Genomic DNA, 20,732 nt, shown 5'->3' on the forward strand with positions numbered 1-20,732 from the left:
TTTGATTATTATTTCTTAGGGAAATAATAATCAAATGGAGGGGGAATTTGGGTATTGTATCCTGATAAGCTAAATTTTAATCATTCGTAACCGAATAACCACATAAAAATGGAATAGGAGGTGACAAATTGGTATGAAAAAAGTCAAATTTAAGGCTTATGACAATTTTGAAGACCAGACATATGAAGTAATTGAAATATCCTTTGAAAAGAATAAAGTATTTACTCTGTTTAGAGGAGGATTAAGAAACGTTTATGATTTTGATGATGTGGTGATACTTCCCCATACTGGCTTATTAGATAATAATAGAAAGGAAATTTATGAGCGGGACCGCTTAGAAAAGGGGGATATTGGTTATATTGTTAGCTACGATGATTTTAACGCGCAGTTTGTAGGAGTTAACCAGGAAAATGAATCTGAAAGAAAACCTTTAAGGGAACTTATAGATACTGGTTTTGTTGTGAAAAATACTTGAAAATCCCTTTATTTCGAGAAAAGGACGCATGTAAAATCCATGCGCCTTGAAAAAACATTAAGTATTATATGGAAATATAATATTTCGATTCTCTATTTTTAAAAGCAGGGGTGGTACCTTCTAAAATATCAATAATTCTTTTGTTTATATCAGGATTTTCAATTGAACCAGATAAATACTCGATATTATTATCTTGGTACTTTTGCATATTTGCATGAATAATTTGTTCAGCATCACAAACGACAGCTAAGTTAGGATTATGGGTAACAATCACAATTTGGCGGCGGTTTTTAGCCTCCTTTATACAAGGGACTAAGAGATTGAAAACAGTTTGGTTGTCTAGATTCTCTTCCGGTTGGTCAATTATTAATGGAATATCATCTTTATCTACTAAAAGGTAGAAAATTAAAAGTAAAGCCCCTTTTTCTCCAGGAGATAATGTTTTTAAGTCCTTGTCACCCAGTTTTAAACTATATATAGGCTGCAAATAATTTAGGGAAAAAAGAACCTCGTAAAAATCTATAAGACTGGAGCTTTTAGTTAGCTGTGAGCTAATATTTATTGATTCTGGCTCGTTAGTGTCCCTAGAACAAATTTCAGCAACAATTTTATTAACAAATTCTATAACAGATTGTGTCTCATTAAAGTTAACAGATTCCATTAACTCTTCTAATACCTTTTTTCCTTCATCCTTTCCTTGAAAAGGTCCTTTAATGCCTTGATTGATTAGTGATAAAAATCTTTCTGAAAAACCTTTGATTTGTATCGAAACCTCAAATTTCAACTGGAATTTTTCATCATTAAGAGAGTGCTTAGAAATAAAGTTTTGAACAGGTTTATATAGTTCCTCATAAACACTTTTTATACTCACTATGTTTTGATGTATTTCATTTACTTTTTTATTTCTTTCTTCTCTAAGTTTTAAAAGCTCCTTTTCAACTTCATTAGTAATTGAAAGTTTTCTTTTATTTAATAGGTCCAATTCATCTTTTATTTGCTTCAATTTTTCTTGCCAATCTAATAAGTCCTTTTGATAAATTTGATACTTTCTTTGCGGTTCATCTAATTGGTTTTGAAGATTATTTATTACTTCCTCCACTTTTGCTTTTTTTGTTATTAAATTCTCTTTGGAGTCAGTTACTAAAATTTTATTTAATTGTTCTTTTTCTAGCAGTAAAGCTTCTTTTTGTGTTAATAATACTTCAGTATTAATATTTAGAGAAATAATGTTTTTAATATCAACACTTAAAAATTCAGCTTCTTTGGAGCAACTTGAAATGAAAATTTCGTACTGTTTTTTAAAATTTTCAATATATCCCTCAAGTCGTTCAACATATGATAATTTTTCTTCAACGTCATTTTGTAGATTTGACTTAGTTTTAATCTCTTCTGTAATACTGTTTAAGTTCTGGTTCAATTCTGCAAGTTTTTGCGTAGCTTCATAAATTTGCTTTTGTGCTTCTGGATTTGCTTCAATTTTTTCAACTTCCATAGGTGTTATCTTCTCATGGGCACTAAGTTCTTCTTCTTTTGATTTTATCTGTTCATTTATCCCATTTTTATATTTAGTTGAACAAAATTTTTCCTGTTCAATAATAGATTCATGAATTGAGCCTAACTCCATTTTTAATATATCAATATTTTTTTTATATTTCTCTGTCTTCACTTTAATAAGGTCATTTAAAGAGTTTTCTTTTAATCTATCTTTTTCATCCACATGTGAAAAAATAACAGTTTTTAATTCATCCTCAAATTTCTCATCATCAACATTGCATAGCTTTTCTATAAACTGCTGCGGGAGGTACTTTACCTTTTCAGTTTCATGACCAGCTGGATTTTCGTTTAAATTCTTACTTTCACTTTGACCGCTTTCCCACTCAATTTCTCCAATAAAATTACTTGCCAAATTACCTTGTCTGAATTTATTTTTTGTTAGGAATGAAAAGTCAGAATAATTCTTGGTGTTTCCAAGTAAACCAATAATATCAGCTATGGCGCTCTTTCCATTTCCTTTATTCCCAATCACTGCGACTAAATCATGATTTAGTGGGATAGAAGCATTAAACCATCCAGTGTGTTTAGATTGGTCTGTCTTTTGGACTTTAATCGACTTAATATATTTAGTTGGGTTCTTCCTAATATTCTCAAGCTTAGGAGGGATATTTCCAATAAATACTCTACTACCAAATTCATTTCTAATTTGTCTCAAACCATCGAACGTTGAATCGCATTTTAGCCAGGTGAAGCACTTTCCTAACCTATCTTTATCGGTAGAATCAGAGAAACGATGGGCATCGCTACAATCTAGCAACCTGTTATTTACATTTTCGGAAGTGAGGTTGTCTTTTGCATTTTGAAAATGTTCCGGACTTGGGCTTGAAATAAAAACAAAATCACAATTATTAATAATGGTTTTTTTATCAGCAATTGAATGGTTGTTCCATTTAATGTCAGCCCATTCGGTTTTTCCAACAGCAGTTAAATATTTATTTTTAAAATATGACCTTGAAAGTATTTCATTAATCTCATTTAAATCTAAATTTAAATTATTAAATCCTTCTATTAAATCATCTCCATAATGGACACGTTGTTCTTCAGGTACAGATTCCTTAATTTTTTTTCCTAAGTCGGCTAAACTTTCCCTTGTAATTACACCGTGCCAAGAGATAGTTTCATGTTCAGGACTTAATTGGTATTTTGAAGTTAGAGCGTTTAGAAATTGAGATTGAATTACATCAGGGTTAAGAGCGTCAGAGAAAATAATATGATAGTTTATTCGACTTAGACTGCTTTTTGTTCCCCCAAATTTATTTAATCTCAGTTCAATTACTGGCAAAATTAAATCTATATTTTGTAGTCGTCCATCTTCCTTATATTTAAGAACCTTTTTATAACCATCGATAAAAATATAATCATTTATTCCAAGCACTTTTATGTCTTCTGGTAAGGATTCTAAATCAGAAATATACTTTTCCCAAACATTTTCATCTTCCGGACATCTATATTGATGCACAATGGATTCAGGAGTATGAACATGTAAGTCCCATTTTCTCCAAATTGACCCTCTAACATCACTCATTTTTTCAGCCCCTTATTATTTGATTATGTTAAAATTATACTCCACAGGTAATATTATGTCGATTGGTGTTGAATGAAAGAACTAGAGTTATTGTTTTAAAAATGTCAATTTCTAGCATATAGTTTCGTATTTCTTGCGCATATGTTTATTTGTTTCAATAAAAATGTGTAACCCATATCTTTATCAACCAAAAAAACATAATGAATAGATGGCTGGAAAATTATTTTATGAAAACTCTTAATTTCGAGGATGAAATTTATATGTCAGGGATGGGAGAAGCAAGGAGCAAGTTCTTGGCGATTCTACATAACACCATAATGAAAAAAAGTTGCCGACAAAATATAATGATTGGCGTTTTTCATCCGACTATGTGAGTGAGCGTGCGCAAGAACATTCAAAGGAAGGAAAATGGGATAGTAATACACTGCAATATGACCATATGATACCTAAAACGGAATATATCAGGAAGATTTGTGAAGATGCTGCTAAGAATGGAACGATTACAACTGATTATATTTTTGATATATTGATGAGGAATTTATGGGTTACGACCATTCATGATGACGAGAATAAGCTCTTGGGTAAGTTGGGATTACGAAACAAGATGCCTAAGGATTGGGACGGAGCGAATATCTTTGCAAGATACGAAAAGGCTGGTATTGAATTAATGGAACACGATAAGGGTTATATTTACGTAGTTTAAGAGAGGCTGGGACAAAAGGTCTCTATAATTAAAAAAAAGGTGAAGTCGCATCGGCGACTTCACCTTTTTTCAATTATTTTAGAGATATGTAGGCAAGGTTTCACCCCCTTGCCGCATATTTTCGTATATTTACGGCCATTAATGCGAGGCCAATTTCGTTTTCGACATTGGATTTCCCACGAACAGAAAATCGTGTGAAACCTAAATTAGCCTTCAAGAATCCAAAAACTGGCTCCACATCAATCTTACGTTGACGGTAAATTTTAGCCGTTTCTTCTTCCAAAAGCTTCGTTTTTATGTATTCTTTTTGTTGTTCCCATTTCTTATTGACCATGAGCTTACGATTCGTACCTTCTTTCGCTTTGGTACAAAAAGAACGTAGTGGGCAACCTGTACAGTCCTCACATTCATAGATTTTGAATTGACGTTTGAATCCTGATTTATCCTTACGGGTTGAATGGTATTGGAACGTAAGCTCTTTCCCATTCGGACAAAGGAACGTATCTCTTTCTTCATCATATACCCAATTACTCGTTTTAAAAGGGTCTGCTTTGAACTTTTTCTTTTGTTCGTTTAAGTAATGATTATAGGTGATGAGGGGAGTGCGTTTCCTGTTGGTTAAAATATCATCGTAATTTTGTTCACTTCCATAACCGGCATCTGCGACTATATGTTTAGGTAAGGAAAAAAACTTTTTTTCAATCCGATCCAGGAATGGGATGAGTGTTTTTGTATCCGTTGGGTTAGGGAAAACGCCGTAAGCTAGTGTAAATTGGCCTTCTGTCGCTATTTGAACATTATATCCGGCTTTTAGTTGTCCATTTTTCATATAGTCATCTTTCATTCGCATAAAGGTTGCTTCTTGATCTGTTTTTGAATAACTATTGCGTGCACCGAAAATCTCAAAATCCTTTTCATACTTCTGTTTACGCGTAATCCAATTATATATTTGTTTTACCATTTGTTTCGGTGATTTTCTTTCACTCCGAAGTTGTTTTCGCTCGTTAACATCGTTCGAGTTGTCAATCTTTTGCGTATACTCATCGACTACTTCCTCTAAATTTTCAACGATTTGTGTTAATTCCTCCATGGATAGCTGCTCTTCATTTTCTCTTTTTATTTCAGGGATAATTTGATTTTCAAGTAGTTCTTTGTATAACTGGTTAGACTTTTCCACTAAGTTTTCATGATATTTTTCAACGGCTTTCTTCCATACAAAGGTGAATTTATTAGCGTTGGCTTCCACTTTTGTGCCATCGATGAAAATGGCTTCTTGATCAATGAGCTTCTCCTGCACTAACTGGCATCGGAATTGTACGAAACACTGACGGATGATTTCCTGCATATCGGGATGGACACGAAAACGATTGATGGTCCGATAGCTTGGCTCATTTCCTTGTGCGAGCCACATCATGCGAATACTATCATTCAAAAGGCCTTCTATTTTACGACCAGAGAAAGCCGATTGCGTGTAGCTACATAAAATAATTTTTAGCATCATACGTGGATGATAAGCTGGACACCCAGTATGTCGAACGAAAGAATCGAAAGCTTCGCTCGGAATACTTTCCACTAAATGATGGATAGAAAAGGCGATATCATTTTCTTGTAATTTTATTTCTAAATCTAAAGGCAAAATTAATTGATTCATGTTATAATTTTTAAACATAAGGATCCTTCTTTCTGATGATATTTTGTTGTGGTAACTTTATTTTATCAGAAGTGGTCCTTATTTTTATTGAAAAAATAAACAAAGCCGTGAAATTTTACTCTTCGTAAAATTTCACGGCTTTTTCGTCTAAAAGGAGGGTTTTGTCCCAGCCTCTTATCAATATTAGCAGTCACCAGTTGAACTAACGGGGTCTTAACTGAAAAAGAGTAACAATGAATCAACGCTCAGTGTGAAATTCAATTCTTTGAGCTTTTTTGTTATTAATTGGTAAGATATTTTCACCGTAAATTATAGTGTTATTTGATAAGCTTTTTTAAGTATTTTTCCACGTTATCGGAACTACTTAAGATTATTTAGTCTCTTTTCTTTTTAATTATCAATAATAATAAAGAATCAATCGTTGCTATCTTTTGCCTAGTGCCATATGAAGAATTGGTCTCAGTTCATCAAACGACTTACACTCATTCTTAACAACCAATTCCCATATAAATTGAAAATCATGTCTAAGTGCCGGCATGATTGACCATAGTTCCATCTGTTCTCTTTGATTTAATTTGATGTTTGACCGCAAAAGGGATTTAAGTTCTTCGTAAGACATTTTTTTAGGGATATTTAGAGTATTTCTTTGTTTAAGAATATCTTGCGGCAATTGTTGTTTTCGTTTCTGTTCTTCTTCTAGTTCTTTTTTTAGTTTTTCTTCTTGTTCTTGCGCTTCTTGTAAGGCTATTTGTCTCTCTTCCTCTTGAATCCTCAATCTTTCTTGGTATTCATGCCTGAAAAGCTGATATCTTTTAATGAACTCTTTACGGTTTTGTTCATCGATATCGGGGTTACTCAATACAAAATTATTTTTTATTACAAGAGCTTCAGCAAAAGGAATTTCATAACCTTCATTTAGAAGAAAAGCTCGGTAAGGTTTTACAATTCGGTCTTTTAAGAACCGCTGCACCTTGACCACTATCCTGTCCTCATTTGAATAAATGTAAAACATACTTCTAACATCAATCGCTAGGTTATCCATCGAAGCTGGGTAATTAAAATATTTAAAAAACATCTTGTCTTTTACAATAGCAGCTAGAGTTGAATCCCATTCTTTATCTACATTTGTTTTTGCAGCAATCGATAATTCTGCATCCCATAAAACGATACTATTTTTATCTTTTTCTATTGATTGTTCTTTTTTCTCAATAAACCAAATAGGCTCCATTCCTTGTTCCAGGAAGTATAGATGTCTTTTAGTAATTTGATTTGCAAGTTTGCTGTCCGCTGTGGATTTAACATCGGTAATAATGGAAAGTGCGAATTGCTTATCGGCAATTTTAACACAAATATCAGGGTATTCTTTTAAATATGATTTAGCTTTATACCCATAGTCGACGGTAATCTGTGGATTGTTTTTAGCTTGAACAGTTAGTTCATCATGAACAATATTAATCATTACCTTATGAATCTTTGTTTCTCTTTCAGTTTGCTTAAAATACCTTTTTTCTGCCTTATCAATGTTCTTAGATTCTGCACATGCCTCTGAGTGTTGATGAGAGAAATATAGCCCTCTTTCATCTCCGTATTTGACAATTAATTTAGCGTTACAGTAGGGGCATTGAAAGAGGTCTTTTTCAGCTAATTTCTTAAAGTTGCTTACTTCTTCACCAGTTGCAGAATATGGTAGCCTAAATAATTCGTTATCAATAGCATGCAGTGCTTCTCTCATATTTTGTCTCCTCGGAAAAATCCCCTTTTTTTACAAGAATCATATATTGCGAGATGTAAGTCAAGCATCAAATAAAAGAAAAAACAATAATTATAGCAAAATTCAGTTCAGTTTTGGGGGATTATCGAAGAAACTTTTGCTCAAGAAAATTTTATTTTTTTTATGAAAAATAATTTCGATTTTCCATCCATTTTAATTTTCGATTTTGTATTATGACAATACCAAGTTTGGAAAACAAATGGACTTGTCAAAAAACAACTAGATTGGAGTGAACAATCATGAAAATGCAAATCAAAGTTCCTGTTCAAAGGATTAGAAATAGTAACAACAAAAAAATCGATTCGTTATTAAAAAGGTAATTAAAAGGAGTGAAAAATAATGAACAGCTATACCAGCGTCTTTAATAACCGAAAAAGGGAAATCGAAGAAGCAAGTATCAAACATAATGTATCTCCCGATTTACTAAAAAGGTTTTGGGATATTAGTTCCAAATGGGATTGTGAAAAACGCCATGAATAGAAGTTTGGAGCAATTAAAGCTTCCTGGAACCAAAACATACAAGTTGGTCGTGCCAAGGAAAGATATGAAAAATGTAGTTGCCTCTTGCCAAATGGAGTTTGATTTATACATAGAAGATAAGAAGTAAGTATAAAATATCTACTTTCAGTCAATTCTGTGATTATTGACTGGAGGTGGTTGAATTGAAATGCACTGTCAGGAAAATCGAGGTAATTGAAGAATCGAATGAGCTTGGAACCATGTTAATAGAAAGGCTTATCGAAAGAATGCTGTTACATAAACTTGGTGTATCTCCAGCACTTCAAGCTATTATCTTGAGTAAAAATTATAAAGGAAAGGCTGATTTAAATGGTGAAAGATAAAAAAATTGGTCATGAAACTAGAGGAATTAAAATTGGCTAAAAACATATACTCAAACGGGAAATTAAACCTCTTTTTAAGACGGGTCAGTACAGAAAATCAAAGTCTTGAGATGCAAATTGTTGCCGATAAAAAGTTCCGCGATGAGCTTGATGAAGACGAATATATAGAGGTAAATGAACTGGGTATATCTGCAAATAAGATAAAGCTGAGGGACAGGGAGAAAATGCAGGAGGTCATATCACTTATCAGTAAAGGTGAAGTTGGTACCCTTTATGTTTATGACCGCAGCCGATTAACAAGGAATTTTTATGAATACCTTGAAATGGTGGATTTGTTCATTACACATGATGTTAAAGTGGTATTTACTTCCTCTGATTCAAGCTATTCGTCTTTTAGCTCCAATTATTTGGTTGAGGGCTTTAACGGAATTTTAATTGAAGAAGAAGGAAAGGCAATTGCCCGTCGAGTTTCAGACACACACCGAAAACTTCCTCCAAGGAAATTTGGTTATCAAACTAACAAGGATGAACGGGGCAATAAATCTTACTCTCTTCAAAAAGAGAATAAAAAAAATATCATTCAATTGTTTGAAAAAGCAAGGGGAATTGGCGATACAACTGAATTCATTCAACTTGTTTCAACATTTTCTAGTCTTATGAAAAAACAGCCAACGGATATTGTGCGCATACTTACAGACCCCTTCTATTCCGGCTGCGAGAAAATAGGAAACTATTTGAATAAGCTCCCTTATGTTGAACCTGTTATTTCTAAGGAGACTTTCCAAGAAGTCCAGGTTGTAATTGAACCATTCGTGGAAAAATTGCAGCAAAACTTAAATGGAAGAAGCGACGAAAATATCCTTCCTCCTAAGTGTGGAATCTGCAAAAAGAGTATGATTTACCGAAAAAATAAAATTGGTGAATCAGGCATATACACTTGTTCAAATAAACATAAAAAAATGAGTATTAATGTTGATGATTACAATGATATGTTAATAAATTGCATATCAATGGTCTTTGAAAACTTGAATGAGGAAGGAATCGAGAAGAAAGCCATTAAAATGATAAACCACTTACTCGATAATTTAGGGAAAGAACTCGGGGCTGCCAATAAAAAAATTGAGCATATTGAGGCTCAAATTGCGACAATGCCTTATGAAAAATTTCTTTCTAAACAATATGAAAAAAACGAAATGAAACTATTAGTAGAAAGTAAGCAAAAAAGAAAAGAACTTCGGGAACACCTATTGATATGTGAAAATTATAAAAATAAGGTGAAATACTTGGTAAGCAATGTCAAAATAAGTGACTGTTTAAAAAGCGATGAATTAATAAATTTGGTTGGTTTAATTATTAAGGACTGCTATGTACATGAATCGACATTAGCTCTTATTCTTTACTTTAACGAGTTCTTAGACAATGAACAATTAGAGAGGATGATAGCGTGTGAGTAAACAGGATAACAGTATCTTAAAAATGCCTTTAGAGAAAAGAAAATTGGCAGTTGCTTCGATAAGGCGGTCTTCACATAAACAGGAAGGAAATCAATCGTTTGAGATTCAAACCTTAGCAATTAAGGAGTATGCAGAGAAAAAGGGGTACTATTTGCCAAATGAATTTATCTTTTACGATGATGCTCAAAGTGCTTATCGTAAATCTGCTAGCAGCCGTAAGGGATTAAATATGATGAAAGAAATTGTTCTTTCACAAGATGTCAGTGCAATCATCTTTTATGATTTTTCACGCATTGACAGAAAAATTTACTCCTTTGTATCGGAATTTTACTCGGATGTGATTACCAAGAAGCCGCACCTTAAATTTTATACAACCACAAAAGAGGATGAATGGACACCTGCTGATTTGGATGTGAAACTTCAACTAATCATAGCAAATGGAGAATCAAATGATAAATCAAGAAGAACAGTGGATGCTCAAAAGACAGACTTAGAATCTGAGGTACGCCCAGGTTCAACCGTTCCGTTTGGCTATCAGCAAATTCATAAGAAGTTGGTCCCTGACGAAAATGCTCCTGTTGTTTTTTTTATTTATTACTTAGCATCCTGGGGACATTCAATACAAAAGATAACAAATGTCTTAAATGAAGCAGGTATTCCGTCTCCAACAAAGAAACAATGGCGGACAAGTAGCATAGAAAATATACTTAAGAATCCAGTCTACATGGGGCATCTCAGTTGGACTTTCCGCCGTAAACACATCAGTCAAAATAAACATTTAATTGAACATAGCCATAATGCCATTGTTCCGGGTATTTTTTACAAACTTATTGATGTGAATCGAGAGCTGAAGAAAAAGTATAACAAATTAGAAACTCCGTTTTTATTTGGTGGTTTGCTAGTTTGTAAAAACTGTGGTAACCATCTAATTCATCGAAATAGCTCCACGAGGAAGAAAGGTATTAAATACAGTTATTTTAAGTATTTCTGTACGACCTGTTCTTATGAGATGGATATAAATTTATTGAATGAAAAATTGTTGGGCTATATTCAACAACAGTTATCCATGTCTGTAAAAATAAATACAGGGACAGTAACTAATACACTTAAAGAATATATTGTGTCACTTCAGGAGCAAATGGATTTACTTAAGGCAAAGGAACAACTTGTTTTAGCTAATGAAATGGTTGCTAAAATTCATCAGCAAAATCAGTTAAACAGCGTCTTTAGAAATGTGTTAAGCAAATTAAAAAATGAAATTATTCAAATTGAGCAGTCGATTAGAGAAATCGAAATTCTTCTAACTCCTTCGGAACTGGAAGTGTTTCTTAATAGCTTTCAAAATATCAATATATGTAAGTTATCAATGACAGAACAACGATTAATAGTGCTGAACTTTGTTAACGAAATAGCTATACACTTTAAAAGTGAAAATAACTTTGAATTTGATATTCAATTCAAGGTTAATCCGGTATCCTTTATCACAAAATGAGGGTAGATGGAAAATCGAACTTTTACATATTTCATTGGATGGAAAACCGAACCTATAATACATATGTGGAAAATAATAAAAACATAAATGGGTAAATACCTGCACCAATGCGCCATTTTCTTTTATCTGGTTCGGTTTTACTTCCATGTTGGTATACCTTCATGGTCATAATATCGAAATTCTAGTAACCATTATGAACATTAAATCGAAAATACATACATAATAATAAGAACTTTCTGGGGGAAAACAACATGAAAATTTCACGACGATTCGATAAAAATGGGGACTCTTTTGAAAAGATGTTCCAAGACTTAATAAATTCCAAGGTCGATGACTTTTTAAACAAAAAATACATAAATAAAACTGATGGTTTAGAAAGAGGGGAATAAATTATGTTTAGAGTTGGCGCATATGCTCGTGTATCTACTGGACGTGAAGAACAGGATACGTCATTGGTAAATCAGAAATTGATGTTTGAAAAGTATATTCATGACAAGGGATGGATATTTGAAAAGTATTATCAAGATAGGAAGACGGGAACCAAAGCTAAACGCCCGGAACTGATAGAATTATTAGGTGATATCGAACAAAAAAACATCGATGTTGTATTGGTGAAGGACTTATCCCGTTTGGCTCGTAATGGTGAGCTTTCTTACAAGATTGCCAATCTTGCTAAAGCCCACGGTGTCTATATCATTTCATTAGATGGAATGGTCAATACAATGAAAAAGAATATGGATATGCTGGGGTTACTTGCCTGGATGTACGAAAAAGAGTCCCAGAATTTAAGCCAAAAAATTAAAAGCGTAAAAGAAGTTGGGGCTTCCACAGGAAAGTATCAAGGTTCCACACCACCATACGGATACTATCTTGAAAATGGGAAGCTGTGTATAAGAAAGGACGAAACCCCTTCTATTGTAAAACGGATTTTCCAAGAATATATAAACGGAACGGGCGTTGATACAATTGCAAAAAATTTAACTTTGGAGGGAGTACCAACCCCTGCTCAGGTGATTAACAAGAAAAATGCCGGTACCGAGTGGATGAGTAATACGATTAAAATAATTCTATCCAACCCACATTATACTGGGGATTTGGTTCAGTGCAGGACTACTACAATAAGTGTCGTTAGTACAAAAAGAAAGTCCGTAGATAGGAAGGAACAAAAAATTGTAAAAGGTACTCATGAACTAATTATTGAAAAGGATGTCTTTAAAACTGCACAAAAACAAATGGTGCAAAGAAAGAAGAATGTAACAGCACCAAAAGCACACTTATTTACAAATGTTGCTTTCTGCGCTGATTGTGAAAAAGGCATGTGGTTCCGTTCAGGTAGAAAAGGATACATATGTGGGTCTTACGGAAGATATGGTACCAAAAGATGTTCATCACATGCAATAAAGGAAGACAAGCTGACTGATGCTATTATTAATGATTTTGGTAACTTTCTACAAGAATTGAATCTTGATATATTATCAAAACATTTTCAGCAAAAAATAGAGAGGTCTCTAAAAAAGAGCACAAAAGATATAGAAAAAATAGAAAGTAAAATAAAGATTCTACATAACCGAAAGATAAATTATATTCAGATGAAAGCTGATGGGGATATGACAGCAGAAGATTTTAAGGCTGCAAATAGCGTCAATATTAGGGAATTAGAAATGTTACAAGCTCAAAAGGTTTCTCTTAAAGCCAATGCTAGTAATCATGAAATCGACTTAACTTGTATAAAAAATGACTTCTTACAATATCTTTATTCACCGGATGTCCTTCCTGAAATAATTCATAGATTCATTTCTAGGATAGATATTGAAGAGGATGGAACTGCTAAAGTTTTTTATAATTTTCAAGAACCATCAAATATACTAATTGCTTAAAACTAGTCACCACGAATAGTCTTAGAACTATTTGTGGTGTCTTATTTGTAGTTGGACTAGTATTGTTTGAAAATTTACTGTTGTAATATGACGTAAAAGCAATCCGTTGGGTATCCAGTCTGCCCCGGCTACTGTTTACTTTCGTTGTGTCTCCCCTTAAGAGAGAATACGCTCATTAGATGTTCACCGCCCTGATAGTGAAGTGCTTGGTAAAAGTGAGACCGGGGCAGGTTGAGAGTATGAGAACCCTGTTTTTGGCATTTAGTTCATTTAGTGTTTGGCGATAAGAATATAAGAAATTATCTTTTTAAAAAACAGTGGTTCCTATGTGAGATTGAAAATTATTATACATTGGAAGAAGTGCTTCTTCAACTAACGGAGCAGTTTAGTAGTAGCAAATAATACCAAAATAATGAAAATGTGATAAAATTACTAGGTGAATCGTAACATGGGGGCATATTTTAGCACTATTTTCGGTTTTAATTCTGGGGGCATTAATAAAGACAAAGAAGGGGTTACTACAGAACTAGAAAAGGAACAAAATAGTTCAGAAAACCTAGAGGCAGATGTAAAAGAAAAAAACAATGAGTTACCCTATGAAGTTAGCAGTGAAAAGAAAACTGTTCCTGCTGAAATTCACTCCTTAAGCTCACTAGGAAAAGAGATAAAAGTCTCGGAGAATTTTGAGGTTATTGAAGAAGACCCAAACGGATTGTATTTTTCAAAACAGCTTTATTATCTTCAATTCTTTTATTTTTAGTTGGTTGTACCGAAAAAAAGAAACGAAAACCCTAGAAGAAAATACACAGACCATTGAAGCTGTATTATAGACTATATTAATATTATTTTGCAGATGATACGTCCTACCAGGAATTCGTTTCTAGATACGATTCAGTATTAATGATTTCGCCGATAAGAAATGATTACAAATTAAAGGTTAAAACATTGAATATAAAAAAACAGATTCTAAAGAGATAATTTATAATTTCTTGATAGATTTAGAGTACTGAAAAGAGGGCAGTGAATTATCAGAAGTTGACATGGTGCCTGGGAGGCTAATTTAAATGAAGAACATAAAATAGAAAATATGTTAATGAGTATTGAAGACTTTTGGGCTTCCTTGGATAATTAAGGGGAGATTCTAAAGTCCTTCATTTTTATAGCACAGTATAATATTATAGGACGAAAACTAGGTGAATGTTTGGTATATATATTCTTTACCCGTTTAATGCTGTGATAAAACAAAAAAATGAAGAAATGGGGTATTTTCCTATGTGAAGCCTTATTCCGATAAAACCTATACATTTAATAGAATGAGACGGGAAAGAAGGAGAATCATGACTGTTAAAAATGTTTATCAGTGGTTGTTGACAAAACTAGACGATGAAACCATTTTAGATATATACAGTAGCAGCAAAGGGAAGATAGTGTGTCGGGGATTTAGAGTGAATTCTATTAATGATATTAAGACCAATAGAAAAATACTCACAACTAACCTATTGAACCCTAGCAGTTATAAATATTTTAAAATATGGTTTACCCAAATAGACGAGTTCCCCCAGAATCAATCAGATACACTAACTGAAAAAGAAGTGGTCGAGTTATTAGCTTTAGTGGCTGAAGAAGGAATTGTTTCGGTATTTATTCGACTCTTTAATCAAAATTTAGAAAAAAAGGCTGTTCAATTGTTTGGAGAAATTGCAGACCATTCCACTGACTTGCTTGAAGTGAAAAACCAAGCATTTAATAAATATGGTTTGGAAAATACCTCCGACAAAAATTCAAAAAAAAGCGAATTACTTCCTGAGTCCAAGAAATCAGAAACAGAACACCTTGCGATTCAAGATAAGAACGAAGATAAAATCAATAAAAAAATCGAGAAAAAACTTAAGAATCTTGAGAGCGAGTTAGAAAAACGAGCAAAACAGTATATAAAAAAGATAGAGGAGATGGAAGAAAAAAATAAGAAAACAGTAGATTCTTTAAATATAAAACTTTCGGCTGTTCATCGTGTAGTTAAAGAGAAAGATGATGAAATTAAAGAGCGTGAACAAGCTATGCATAAGTCTAAAATGACAGAACAAGAAAAGGATAAGCTAATAGCTTCCTTGCAGAAACAGGTGGAAGATTTACAAAAACAAGTAATTAAACTTGAAGAAAAGCTTCCTAAAAAAGAGAAACTCATAAATATACTCGTGGTAGGAAAACCGGCTTCAGAAGTTCCATTTGAAAATGAGACCATTGAATTTAAGTTTTTGGATAACGAACTTGTATACGATTTTCAGTTTGATAATTCTTATGATGGCTATTGGGTGCTAGGTTATGAACTATCAAACAAAGAACAATATTTACTGCGACAAAACGACACGTTTAATCAATTACCCGAAACGAAAATAAATATTTGTAAGCAATTTAGCGATGTACAAATGTTTATGGGAATTTTCGAAAAAACAATAGTGGGGGCATCGTGATGGCATACACGCACGGGAAAAAATGGGAAATGGATTTTGCAGGTGTATTAGGGGAGGATTATGAAATTGCAAGAAGGACTGTCATCCTTAATTCCAATGATACTCTACAATTTTATATAAAAATCATATCCAACCCACCTGAAAATTTCCCTAGACATGTGAGAGAAATAACAGGATATGGGGACGCACTTGCTGATTCTTGCGGATTTTATGATGATACGAACTTGGATGAGGATACAAGAATAGAAAAGCTACGTGATTTTTTAAATAGATACATTTTGTTTTTTAATGTCGAGCAACGGGGTGAGTTTTTTGTAGGAAGAGACTGGAATATCGTTAGAAAAACAGAGTCTTTTCGTTCTGATACCATTTTAGAACCAGTTCCGATTTTTTCTGAGGACGCTCAAAGAACCCAAGAAATTTTCGAAGAGCAATTAAGAAGTAAGAAATTCATTGGTGTAAATAAACAGGTGTCTACAGACAATGATGACACACCACCTATTATTCTTTGGAAAAGCAAATCAAAAGAATCAGGTGACGGGTATACGGTGTATGGTCCAGTATCCAATCACGATTATGCGTTTGGAGGATTTCGGTTTAATGTTCAAGCAGATGATAGCCCAATCAAAAAAATAGCATTAGACAATGAAGTGTTCTTAGATAGCTATTTGCATGACCAAGTGCTATTCATTTCTTCTATAAATATTACGGATATTCAAGAGAAAATTGTACTTGAGGGAGAAACGCTAGAGCCAATTGAATACAATCACCGTCCTGAAACATCTGGTGAAAGCAATATTGAACATTCTTCTGTCAATGAGGTAAAAAAAGATAAAGAAGAAGATTTCATGGACACGTTCAAACAACAAGCCAAACTCATGGGATTGTACTATGATGAAAAAGATTTATATAACTTTCATACGGCTATGAAAACCAAAGGATTAGTCATACTAACCGGAATGAGTGGAACAGGAAAATCAAAACTTGTCCAATGCTACGCTAAAGCTTTGGTCTTAAAAAAAGGTCAACTTGCATTTATTCCTGTTCGACCATCTTGGCAAGATGACACAGATGTTATCGGGTATCTTGATACATTAAACAATGTTTACCGCCCAGGTGACTCAGGGCTAATCAATACCCTGATTCAAGCACAGGATAATCCGGATAATCTTTACATTGTCTGTTTTGATGAAATGAACTTAGCGAGAGTGGAACATTATTTCTCCCAATTTCTATCGGTACTCGAGCAAGAAGGTAGCACTAGGGAGCTACAATTATATAATCCAGGCTACGAAACAAGGTTATATAATCAAAATGAATACAAGCCTAACTTATTAATAGGCAATAATGTTTTATTTGTTGGAACCGTGAACTTGGATGAATCAACTTACCAATTTTCTGATAAGGTCCTAGACCGTTCAAATATCATATCTTTAAATGTGAAGTCTTATCAAGATGTGTTGAGAATGGAGGAAAACAGAAGAATGGACTTATCCATGCATGAGGAAAAAAATGCAAAAGAAAATCCAGTTACTACTGAAATATTTGAATCTTTCCGAAAGAAAGGAACGGATATTACACTTTCATTATCAGAATCAAAATTATTGTGGGAATTGCATGTAAAACTTCAGGAATGCAACCGAAACATTGGGATAGGCTGGCGGATTATCCGACAAATCGATAACTATTTAAATAATATTCCATCAAGTTCTCTTCTGAAAAGAGAAGAGGCGTTCGATTTACAGTTAATACAACGTGTATTAACAAAGATTAGAGGGTCTGAAGAACAATTTTCCGAATTAATTGGACGTTATAATCCTGATACAAAAGAAGTGGAGTACAGTGCCTTACTCGATTTATTAGATACTATGCCTTCTATGTATTACATGGAGAAAACAAGAAGAGCCATCAAGGATAAAGCCAGGGAGTTGCGTTTGTATGGTCACACCATTTAAGGTTTGTTTTCGTCAAAAAGAGCCCGGATATTCTCTCGGAGGTACCACGGAATATAAGGAAATGAACATCACAAACTATGTAGCGGATGAAGCGGATTTGCACAAATTGTTGGATGAAACTACCCCAGAAGCTGTTGAAAATAAGTGGCTTCAATTAGAATTCACGAGCGAAGACACAAACGCACGCCTTTATATGGATGGTTTTGATACGATTCCTTTGGACTATTTAAATACCGATGAAAGTGACCAAGTCTACATGGCAGCCTCCAAAGAAAGGCTGCTGCTATACGAAGATAATCCCTATAATACTAAAAAAGGGGATAGTTATTATCCATACATTCCTGGTTATTACAGAATCAAAGTTATTTCATTCAATCAGACCTATTATGCTTGGCTAAAGATTAAACCAAAGCAAGTAAATGAAGAACAATGGACTGCCATGCGTAACGATGTGGAAGATACTCTAAAAGGATTGGCACAAGATTTAATCCGTAAGAATGCCAGCGTAGGTGCTGAAATGCATTCTCCCATTCCTTATGATAAGCTTCGGAAGCTGCTCATATTAAAAAATGAGTTCTCTAAATGGATTATCGCCATCAATAAAATAGAAAAAGAGCCACGTTTTAGGGTAGGGAAAGTATACAACCTTGTTCATGAAGGAAAGAAAAATATCGTAGATTCAGTTGGTGTTCGCTACCGCTCGAGACATCCGGAAAGTGTCGGATACATTTTTAACCCGCAGCACACAAAGAACTATAATTTACCAGAGAACCAATGGTTAAAATATATACTTAGTTATTTTGTCAAAGAAACAACTGAATTGAGTAGCTACTTAAAAAAGCATAAATTAAAAGTAGAAAAAGAACTAGCTCAGAAAAAATTCCTTTCTTTAGACCACATACAAAATCGTTCCACATTATTGGTTTTAAAAGAGCTGGAACAATACGAAATCTATGTGGGTCGCATTAGAAGCAATTGCTTAAGGGTATTAGGCGTTGAATGGATGGAAACAGTGGACAATAGGCAACCTATGTATATTCCACTTTGTATGCACTTAGATATGACTTACCGCCAAATAATTAAGCTATACCGCCAAATCAAAACGGAAGATATAAACGTTTCCCTTAATCAAAACTATGATTTTTACTGGAAACGCACCAGCTTATTGTATGAAATCTGGGGATTCTTACAGATAATCAAATCATTGCAGCACGAATCCTCTGGTTTTAAAATTATAAGTGGTTGGATATATGATATAGATGCCAGTAGTCATTCATTTGAAATACCGTTTTTAGAACCTGGAACGGTTATTAAGCTTAAAAAAGATGATATAAATGTCCATCTGGTTTACGATACGAGTATTCCGTATAAACCTGAACAGTCGACTCTTTATAAACCTCTTTATGCAGCGGATAAGCATAACAGACCTGATGTTCGTTTAGATTTCTATCATGATGCAAGAGAAGACTACATTGGGTCATTAGTATTTGACTTTAAATACAGACCCGCCCGTGCTATATGGGACAGTGCAAAAATCAATACTTCGGATAAAACAGATACCATGAGGCAGTTGTTAGCGTATCGAAATGATTTTGTATCACCGTTTATTTACAATAAGATATTGCCGCGTTATTGGAAAAGAGTCCGTCCAGTCCATGAAGTGTGGGCGATTTATCCAAGACATGATGGAAATCCTCTTTACTCAAAGCATTCATATGAGCATTTCCAAACAAGGCTCATGCAGTTAACTCCATTAGAGGATAATGAAGTATTTCATCAACAGTTAACGGATTCTATCCTGGAAGTTATTGCGGTATATTCAGAGTTTCTGCCAGAGTGATTAATAGGTAAACACTACTACATCTTATTAGAAAAAGTGTCTGCGACCTAATGTCAAGACATGTGGAGTGTGTGGCGCAACTTGTATTAAAATAAACTCTTCTCAGTAAAAAAGGGGTACCCAGTGAAATAACTTTCATTGGGTACCCCTCATTTCTCTGTCACAGTGACGCCTCGAAAAATCTTGTTTCACATAGATGTTACACAGTCCATAACGTCCAACACTTAGAATATTGATTAATAAATAAGTGGCTGTAAAAAAGCCTATTTTAGGAACGATTTTACCCAAACTAAAAACAACAAAAAGTTGAATTTAAAGCATTTTTTGGTTTATCTTTTCTCTGATTTAATAGTTTGGTTACTTTGTTTGCTTCATTTAATTTCCCAATTGTTCAGATGTTGTATAACTAATACAACGTTCCACGAACTCCAATACATCTTTGGAAATCGGAAATAGTCCAGTTTCCTGAGCAGGTAGTTTTCTTACTTCCCAAAATTTATCGATTAAATCATCGTCCCCCTGAAACGTCACTTCCGATAGCTCTATTAACTTTCTAGCAATTTGAATTCCTTGTATTGATTCTGCCTGTATACCTTGGTTTATATAATATTCAATTTGTTTCAATAACAGAATATATTGATGAGTTATTTCATCATTATGACTAAGGCTCGGAATCGTTTGTTCTAAAAAAAATTGTTCATCATCTTGAAAATAGTCAATCCACTTTTTTGGTTTGCTTTGTGAAAGTTGAACAAGTTCGGTGATGTCTTCCCAAGATAGATCTTTTTTTAAATCTATCATATTGATTAATGAAGTGGTGTTAGCTATGCTTGTTTGAAGTTTTGAAAGCTGTTCTTGTAAGTAATTGAAGTGTGAAATGAGTATTTGTTTATAAGAGAGCTTATCTAATAAATGGTGAATATCCTCTAATGATAGTGAAAGGGACTTTAGAATAATAATTTTCTCTAATTTAAATAAATCCTCTTCTGAATAGAATCGTCTTCCGTACTCATCTTTAAAACTAGGTGTAAGAAGTTTGATTTGATCGTAATAGCGCAGTGTTCGTTTGGATAAATTTCTCTGTCTACTAACTTCTCCAATAGACCATCGTTTCATGGTATC

16 protein-coding genes are annotated in these 20,732 nt (G+C 33.6%); 12 read left to right on the forward strand and 4 right to left on the reverse strand.

The window, feature by feature from the left end; translation table 11 throughout:
* The first annotated feature begins 133 nt into the window (after positions 1 to 133).
* On the forward strand, positions 134 to 475 hold the full coding sequence (locus tag NYE52_RS03335; RefSeq protein ID WP_341191767.1) for a YopX family protein: 342 nt from the start codon (positions 134 to 136) through the stop codon (positions 473 to 475).
* Positions 476 to 539: 64 nt separating this feature from the next.
* Here NYE52_RS03335 and NYE52_RS03340 read toward each other — a convergent pair whose 3' ends face one another.
* Positions 540 to 3,554, reverse strand: a complete 3,015-nt coding sequence (locus tag NYE52_RS03340) for a TrlF family AAA-like ATPase (protein ID WP_341191768.1) — start codon at positions 3,552 to 3,554, stop codon at positions 540 to 542.
* Between the two features lie 328 nt (positions 3,555 to 3,882).
* On the opposite strand from NYE52_RS03340, the gene NYE52_RS03345 reads away from it, so the two are divergent.
* Entirely contained in the window at positions 3,883 to 4,257 is a 375-nt protein-coding gene (locus tag NYE52_RS03345; protein ID WP_341191769.1) for a hypothetical protein, read from the forward strand.
* Positions 4,258 to 4,357: 100 nt separating this feature from the next.
* Here NYE52_RS03345 and NYE52_RS03350 read toward each other — a convergent pair whose 3' ends face one another.
* Positions 4,358 to 5,926 carry an IS1182 family transposase gene (locus NYE52_RS03350; RefSeq protein ID WP_341191770.1) on the reverse strand — a complete coding sequence of 523 codons (1,569 nt, stop codon included), beginning with the start codon at positions 5,924 to 5,926 and terminating at the stop codon, positions 4,358 to 4,360.
* A 406-nt stretch (positions 5,927 to 6,332) separates the two neighbouring features.
* Positions 6,333 to 7,640 (reverse strand): competence protein CoiA family protein, encoded by a 1,308-nt coding sequence (locus tag NYE52_RS03355; RefSeq protein ID WP_341191771.1) that lies wholly within the window; start codon positions 7,638 to 7,640, stop codon positions 6,333 to 6,335.
* 378 nt (positions 7,641 to 8,018) lie between these two features.
* On the opposite strand from NYE52_RS03355, the gene NYE52_RS03360 reads away from it, so the two are divergent.
* The 10 genes from NYE52_RS03360 to NYE52_RS03405 all read left to right on the forward strand — a co-directional run bounded on the left by NYE52_RS03360 (position 8,019) and on the right by NYE52_RS03405 (position 19,610).
* Positions 8,019 to 8,159, forward strand: a complete 141-nt coding sequence (locus NYE52_RS03360; protein WP_341191772.1) for a hypothetical protein — start codon at positions 8,019 to 8,021, stop codon at positions 8,157 to 8,159.
* A gap of 182 nt (positions 8,160 to 8,341) precedes the next feature.
* A complete protein-coding gene (locus NYE52_RS03365) occupies positions 8,342 to 8,521 on the forward strand; it encodes a hypothetical protein (RefSeq protein WP_341191773.1) in 180 nt (59 codons plus the stop codon).
* 32 nt (positions 8,522 to 8,553) lie between these two features.
* The gene (locus NYE52_RS03370) at positions 8,554 to 9,975 is read left to right on the forward strand and encodes a recombinase family protein (RefSeq protein WP_341191774.1); all 1,422 of its coding nucleotides are present in this window, start codon (positions 8,554 to 8,556) and stop codon (positions 9,973 to 9,975) included.
* Positions 9,968 to 11,467, forward strand: a complete 1,500-nt coding sequence (locus NYE52_RS03375; RefSeq protein ID WP_341191775.1) for a recombinase family protein — start codon at positions 9,968 to 9,970, stop codon at positions 11,465 to 11,467. Before NYE52_RS03370 ends, NYE52_RS03375 begins: the two co-directional genes overlap by 8 nt.
* A 251-nt stretch (positions 11,468 to 11,718) precedes the next feature.
* Positions 11,719 to 11,856: a hypothetical protein gene (locus tag NYE52_RS03380; RefSeq protein WP_341191776.1), complete on the forward strand. Its 138-nt coding sequence runs from the start codon at positions 11,719 to 11,721 to the stop codon at positions 11,854 to 11,856.
* Positions 11,857 to 11,859: 3 nt separating this feature from the next.
* Positions 11,860 to 13,344: a recombinase family protein gene (locus NYE52_RS03385; RefSeq protein ID WP_341191777.1), complete on the forward strand. Its 1,485-nt coding sequence runs from the start codon at positions 11,860 to 11,862 to the stop codon at positions 13,342 to 13,344.
* Positions 13,345 to 13,792: 448 nt separating this feature from the next.
* Positions 13,793 to 14,104, forward strand: coding sequence for a hypothetical protein (locus NYE52_RS03390; RefSeq protein ID WP_341191778.1), 312 nt, complete (start codon positions 13,793 to 13,795; stop codon positions 14,102 to 14,104).
* Between the two features lie 577 nt (positions 14,105 to 14,681).
* Positions 14,682 to 15,815, forward strand: coding sequence for a hypothetical protein (locus NYE52_RS03395; RefSeq protein WP_341191779.1), 1,134 nt, complete (start codon positions 14,682 to 14,684; stop codon positions 15,813 to 15,815).
* Positions 15,815 to 17,770: an McrB family protein gene (locus tag NYE52_RS03400; RefSeq protein ID WP_341191780.1), complete on the forward strand. Its 1,956-nt coding sequence runs from the start codon at positions 15,815 to 15,817 to the stop codon at positions 17,768 to 17,770. The genes NYE52_RS03395 and NYE52_RS03400 overlap by 1 nt, the downstream gene beginning before the upstream one ends.
* A complete protein-coding gene (locus tag NYE52_RS03405) occupies positions 17,754 to 19,610 on the forward strand; it encodes a DUF2357 domain-containing protein (protein ID WP_341191781.1) in 1,857 nt (618 codons plus the stop codon). Before NYE52_RS03400 ends, NYE52_RS03405 begins: the two co-directional genes overlap by 17 nt.
* A 375-nt stretch (positions 19,611 to 19,985) precedes the next feature.
* Here NYE52_RS03405 and NYE52_RS03410 read toward each other — a convergent pair whose 3' ends face one another.
* On the reverse strand, positions 19,986 to 20,726 hold the full coding sequence (locus NYE52_RS03410) for a MerR family transcriptional regulator (RefSeq protein ID WP_341191782.1): 741 nt from the start codon (positions 20,724 to 20,726) through the stop codon (positions 19,986 to 19,988).
* Between the last annotated feature and the right edge of the window lie 6 nt (positions 20,727 to 20,732).

It is taken from the genome of Niallia sp. FSL W8-0635, from assembly GCF_038007965.1.
Lineage (GTDB): Bacteria > Bacillota > Bacilli > Bacillales > Cytobacillaceae > Niallia.